Annotated in this window: 4 protein-coding genes; 1 reads left to right on the top strand and 3 read right to left on the bottom strand. The window is 61.8% G+C overall.

From position 1 onward, the window contains the following. Positions 1–51: 51 nt before the first annotated feature. The 3 genes from L1075_RS09645 to lldD form a co-directional block, all read right to left on the bottom strand. Positions 52–2,907 carry an FAD-binding and (Fe-S)-binding domain-containing protein gene (locus L1075_RS09645; protein ID WP_246941619.1) on the bottom strand — a complete coding sequence of 952 codons (2,856 nt, stop codon included), beginning with the start codon at positions 2,905–2,907 and terminating at the stop codon, positions 52–54. Further along, on the bottom strand, positions 2,904–3,539 hold the full coding sequence (locus L1075_RS09640; RefSeq protein WP_246941617.1) for an HAD family hydrolase: 636 nt from the start codon (positions 3,537–3,539) through the stop codon (positions 2,904–2,906). Before L1075_RS09640 ends, L1075_RS09645 begins: the two co-directional genes overlap by 4 nt. A gap of 78 nt (positions 3,540–3,617) precedes the next feature. Then, positions 3,618–4,799, bottom strand: coding sequence for an FMN-dependent L-lactate dehydrogenase LldD (lldD, locus tag L1075_RS09635; RefSeq protein WP_246941615.1), 1,182 nt, complete (start codon positions 4,797–4,799; stop codon positions 3,618–3,620). A 389-nt stretch (positions 4,800–5,188) separates the two neighbouring features. On the opposite strand from lldD, the gene L1075_RS09630 reads away from it, so the two are divergent. Further along, entirely contained in the window at positions 5,189–5,974 is a 786-nt protein-coding gene (locus L1075_RS09630; protein ID WP_246941613.1) for a GntR family transcriptional regulator, read from the top strand. The last annotated feature ends 26 nt before the right edge of the window (positions 5,975–6,000 follow it).

The raw sequence follows: 6,000 nt of genomic DNA, 5'->3' as shown, positions 1-6,000 counted from the left end.
ATCCACAGCGGCTGAACGCAAGAGCATATTTTAAAAATAGTCGTCCGGCACTTATGTGGCAACGTCTTCGATCACACAGGGGCGGCTGACTTCATGGAGCAGATCGAGAATCGAGCGGTAGGGAATACCGGCATGCTGGCTCAGCCCCATCTCACAGGTGCGTGAGTTGGAGTAGCCTACCTCGCAGCCATGCACAGCGTCGGCCAGCCCCCTTAGTGCCGCGGCATTCAGCTCAGGAACCATGAAACCTTTATCGCCGGCAAATCCGCAACAGGCGATCTCCGGCGGCACCACGACCTCGTCGGCGCAGTATTCGGCGAGAGCGAGGAACTTATCGCCCAGCCCCATGCACGTGCTTGAGCAAGTGATGTGCAATGCGATGCGTGCCCGCTTCGGCGTGATCTCCAGGCGCGGCAACAAGTGGTCGTGTGCGAACGCGACGGGATCTTTCACCGTCAGGCGTGCATCGAGTCGCTCACTCATGCGCAGCGTGCACGGACTGGTATCGCAGAGCACCGGATAACGCCCATTCTGGGAGGCCAGTAACAACTCGCGGTTGAGCTCGCGCGCCTTGTGATCTGCCTCGTCGAAATAGCCCCGAGATTGAAACGCCATGCCACAGCAAAGATGCCCAATCATTGCGGGAATGACGACCTCGTAACCGGCCTTCTCGAGCAACGCCAGGGTCGTGCGCGTCACGGCATCGACCCCATCATCCCCACGCGAGGCGCCGAAGACTCGCGTAGCGCATGCCGGTAGGTAGACGACCTTGTCACGCTTGCCACCGACTGTCTTTCCTGCCCGACGTTCCAGAATGCGTACCGGTGCGGGCGCTGGCAGTGAGGGAATCCACTGCGGCAGACGCTCACCGCTGAGTCGACGCACGCTCTGCGTCAAGGCGCTCATCATGCCCGTACCCAGCACACCGTGCGTGGTATCCGCGAGGCGCAACGCACCTCGCCCGATGCGGGTCGTGCCGGAAAAGTGACGCCCAACCAAGCGGGCCGTGCCGCCTCGCTCGACGACCTGCCGGTGCCGCCATCCACGCACGAGGTCACCGGTATTGATCCCGACCGGACACTGCGTGGCGCACAGGCCATCGGCCGCACACGTATCGATGCCCTGATATTGATAGGCGTCGCGCAGTGTCGACAGGCGCGATGCGTCCTCCTGCCCATCGGAGGCTTCGAGCCGCGACATTTCGCGCTGAATCACGATACGCTGGCGTGGTGTCAGGGTCAGATCCCGCGACGGACATACCGGCTCGCAGAAGCCGCATTCGATGCACTTATCCACAATGGGGTCGGCGGCAGGCAGTGGCTTGAGGTTGTGGATATGCTGCTCGGGATCGCGACTCAACACGACGTCAGGGTTGAGTACATTATCCACGTCGAAGAGCGCCTTGATACGCCACATCAACGCATACGCCTCGGCGCCCCACTCACGCTCGACATAAGGCGTCATGTTGCGCCCCGTCCCGTGCTCCGCCTTGAGCGAGCCGCCATACTCGTCGGCCACCAGGGTCGCAACGTCCTCCATCAATGCGGCGTATCGCTGTATCTCGGCCGGCGTCTCGAGGCCCTGGGGAAAGACGAAGTGCAAATTGCCTTCCAGCGCATGCCCGAACAGGATGGCGCTCTCGTAACCATGACGCCGGAATGCCTCGGTCAACGCCGCCACACCTGCCTCGAGACATTCGATCGGGAAGGCGACATCCTCGATGATGACCGTGGTTCCCACATCGCGCACCGCGCCCACGGCAGGAAACAGTCCCTTGCGTACTTTCCAGTATCGCGCGTACTCCTCGGGATCCCGCGTGAAGCCCAGCGGCTCCAATGTCTTGATGCCCTCGAGCGCCGCGTGCGCCGCCGACATACGCTGAGCCAGCGTCGCCTCATCCTCGGCACGCACATCGATGAGCAGTGCCGTGGCAGCGGCGGGCAACGTCTTGAGGCGCCCCAGCATGCCTGGACTCCCCTCAACCGAGCGCAAGGCCGCTCGATCCATCAATTCGACCGCCGACACTGGCGCCGACTTGAGCGCGAGCGTGGCCCGACACGCCGTCGCCATGTCAGGGAAGAAGGCCAACGCCGCCGTTTTCAAGGGCGCGTCCGGCACGGTGTCGTAGGTGATGGCACTAATGAAACCCAGCGTTCCCTCGGAGCCGATCATCAAGTGGGCGAGAATATCGAAGCCATCCTCGAAATCGACCAGACTATTGAGCGCGTAGCCGGTGGTGTTCTTGAGCCGGTACTTGTGACGGATGCGCTCGGCCAGCTGCGCGTTTTCCCGGGTCTCGCGCCCCAGCCGCTCCAATGCCTCGAGCAGCTCGCCATGCGAGGCACGAAACGACGCCCGGCTATCCGCGTCCGCGGTATCGAGCAGCGTGCCGTCGGCGAGAATGACGCGAATGTCACGCAACGTGCGATAACTGTTCTGTGCCGTGCCGCAGCACATGCCCGAGGCATTGTTGGCGGCGATCCCCCCGATCATGCAGCTATTGATCGAAGCAGGATCGGGGCCAATCTTGCGCCCGTAAGGGGCCAGCAACTGGTTGGCGCGGGCTCCGATGATGCCGGGTTGCAGGCTGATCGCCCGTCCCGCGTCGAGGATGCGGTAATCGCGCCACCCCTGGTTCAACTGAACGAGCACCGAGTCGGTCACCGCCTGTCCGGAAAGCGACGTCCCCGCCGTGCGAAACGTCACCGGCAGGTGTCGACGCCGGCACTCGGCGAGCACGCCCATCAGCTCTTCTTCGTTGTCGGGACGGACGACCAGTTGCGGGATCAATCGATAGAAGCTGGCATCGGTGCCATAGGCGAGCAATCGCAGCGGGTCGTCGATCAGCTTGTGCGCGGGCAACCTTTTACGCAGCGCTTCAAGCAGCTCTCTATAGGGCGCTTTCATCGTGGATTCCGATTATCAGCCGGCGGGCGCAGTGCTTCGAACTCGGCGAGGGCATTCCGAAGTTCGTCCAGGCCACGCACCTGGGTCGCCGTCATGCCCAAATCACGGGCAGCATCGACGCACTCGGGGTTGTCGTCGAAGAAACGTACCTGGCCGGGCACCACGTCGAGCGCGCGACAGACGAACTCGAAGGCCTCGGGGTCAGGCTTACGCGCGCCGATCTCATGCGAGGCAAAAGCTTTCTCGAAGGGCAAATCAATACGATAGTCATCGACTAGCCGCCGCCAGTGAACGGGGTTGGTGTTGCTGAGTATAGCGCGACGATAGGCGGGACGGATGCGCTCGACCAATGCCATCGCGCCCGCATAGGGTCCCCGCATCCAGTCGTCGAACACTGCCAGGAATGCCGTTGGCGACATGTCCAACTCGAGTGCCTCAAGCGCTGCCCGGGCAAAGCGTGTGCCATCGTCCCCACCAGTTTCGAACGGCGTGATCGCTTCGAAGCCCATCCAGAAGCGCCGCGCCTGCTCGGCATCGAAACGCCCCTGAGTCAGCTCGACTAGCCCGGATGTGCCACGCCAGTCGACCAACACTCCGCCAGCGTCGAACAGCAATACCGTCTCGTCAGCCATCGACTTCCCCTCGTTCATGTCTCAACACCCTAAGCATGACCCACATCCCGTTCACGACAAACATGAAAGGCGCATCGATCATTCCAATAGCGGCGAAAGCGTGCGCTCGATCGACGCCGACTCCTGGCCCGGCACCAATGAGTCCGGCCCGAGCTCGGCGATGGAGCGCGCACCGGTGAGCGTCATCGCGACACGCATCTCCTTCTCGAACAGCTCGAGCAGGTGGGCAACGCCCGCCTCGCCGGCGGTGGCCAGCGCATAGATATAGGCACGCCCCAACAATACAGTATCAGCCCCCATGGCGATCATCCGCACGACATCGAGCCCATTGCGCACGCCGGAATCGGCCAGGATGGCCAGGTCGCCCTTGACCGCATCGGCGATGGCCGGCAGGGCACGCGCTGTGGAGGGCACACCGTCGAGCTGACGACCGCCGTGATTGGACACGACGATGCCATCCGCGCCGAAGCGCACCGCATCACGGGCATCCTCGGGGTCGAGAATGCCCTTGATGATCATCGGCCCGTCCCAGAACTCGCGAATCCACTCCAGGTCCTTCCAGGAGATAGCGGGGTCGAAATTGTTACCGAGCCAGGCGATATAGTCCTCGAGCCCCGTCGGTTGTCCGCGATAGTCCGAGACGTTACCCAAATCATGAGGGCGGCCATGAAGGCCCACGTCCCAGGCCCAGGAAGGATGCGTCACGGCCTGGAGCATGCGCCGAGCCGCCGCATGCTTACCGCTCATGCCGGAATGCGCATCGCGATAGCGCGCCCCCGGCACGGGCATGTCGACCGTGAAGACCAGCGTCTTGACACCGGCGGCCTTGGCGCGCTCCAGCACATGCTTCATGAAGCCCCTGTCCTTCAACACATAGAGCTGGAACCAGAGAGGGCGATCGATGGCCGAGGCCACCTCGTCGATGGGGCAGACCGATACCGTCGACAGCGTGAACGGGATGCCTTTCCCGGCTGCTGAGCGCGCTGCCTGTACCTCGCCGCGTCGGGCGTACATCCCGGCCAGCCCCACGGGGGCAAGGGCAACTGGCATGGCGAGGGATTCGCCGAATAGTTCGGTCTCCAGGGACAAGCTGGACATGTCCTTCAGCACGCGCTGACGCAACGCGATACCGGCAAGATCCTCGACATTGCGTCGCAGCGTACGCTCGGTGTAGGCGCCCCCGTCGGCATAGTGAAATAGAAAGGGCGGAATACGTCGCTTGGCGGCTTGGCGGTAGTCCGTAGAGGCTGAAATGATCATGACGAACCCTGTGCAAGTGATGCGCTATCGTTGAATGGCCCTTGAAGAGTCGTGCCGAGCGCTTGGAGAGTGGTGGTAACAGAGTGATTAAGACATAAAGTGGTCAAGACATAGGCGGACGAAGAGATGGAAGCGGCACCTCACCACCTTTCTTTATTGGTTTTACCAATTTACAAAAAGAGATGGATATAACTCTATAAGCGTGTACTGAAGAGTGTCAATAAAGAACCCATTTATGGCACAAAAATGGGCTTAAACTTTAGTCAAGACCGTAGTGTCAGGCCCTATACGAAGGCTGGAGTAGCGCGGGAAGATTGCGTAAAATTGGTAATACCATTTACTGGTTGGTTTTACACCTGTCATCAACCACCGAGTAACGAGCGACACTCATGGCCCCACAACACCTCAGACAACCGCGTCTTGCCGACGTAATCACCGAGCGACTCGAGGCCATGCTGCTCGAAGGCAGCCTCAAGCCGGGGGAGAAGCTACCCCCCGAGCGGGAACTGGCCGAGCATTTCGGTGTGTCGCGCCCTTCTCTGCGCGAGGCCATCCAGAAGTTAGCCGCACGCGGCCTGCTCACCAGCCGCCAGGGCGGCGGCACCTTTGTCTCCGAACAACTCAACAATAGCTATAGCGATCCGCTCCTGGAAATGCTGACGCGGCACGGTGAGTTCAATCTCGACCTGCTCGAATTCCGCGACGCCATGGAAGGCATATCAGCCTATTACGCCGCCCTGCGTGCCACAGCCGACGATAAGGCCATGCTGCAAACGCGCTTCGAGGCGCTCGAAGCCAGTTACCGACACCCCGACCGAAGCAGCGACCCCATGCGCGAGGCACGTGCCGACGCGGCCTTTCATCTGGCCATCGCCGAGGCAGGACACAACGTCCTGCTGCTGCACACCATGCGTGGGTTGTTCCACCTGCTGGAAAAGAGCATCGTCGCCAACTTGGCCCACCTGTTCGAAAAACCTGATTCTCGCGATCGTCTCATGGATCAACACCGTGCATTGTTCGAGAGCATCGTCGCCGGCAACGCCGACGAAGCACGGGCACGTGCCCACGAACACCTGGCCTTCGTCGAGAAGGGGCTGCTTGAGCTAGAGCGCGCCGAAACACGCGCCCAGCGCGCGCAACGCCGCTCCCAAGGACTACCCGAGTCGCACGCCTGAGCTGGCTCCGCCAATGGGTGCGCCAG

Source organism: Chromohalobacter beijerinckii (genome assembly GCF_023061185.1).
In the GTDB taxonomy this organism is placed as follows: Bacteria; Pseudomonadota; Gammaproteobacteria; order Pseudomonadales; family Halomonadaceae; genus Chromohalobacter; species Chromohalobacter beijerinckii.
Note: the sequence above shows the minus strand (reverse complement) of the source record. Positions and strands in the feature narration are given on the sequence as shown.

Bases quoted from the DNA above. Each gene is read 5' to 3' on its own strand.
- L1075_RS09630 (WP_246941613.1), top strand. From the start codon at position 5,189: ATGGCCCCACAACACCTCAGACAACCGCGTCTTGCCGACGTAATCACC.
- L1075_RS09640 (WP_246941617.1), bottom strand. From the start codon at position 3,539: ATGGCTGACGAGACGGTATTGCTGTTCGACGCTGGCGGAGTGTTGGTC.
- L1075_RS09645 (WP_246941619.1), bottom strand. From the start codon at position 2,907: ATGAAAGCGCCCTATAGAGAGCTGCTTGAAGCGCTGCGTAAAAGGTTG.
- lldD (WP_246941615.1), bottom strand. From the start codon at position 4,799: ATGATCATTTCAGCCTCTACGGACTACCGCCAAGCCGCCAAGCGACGT.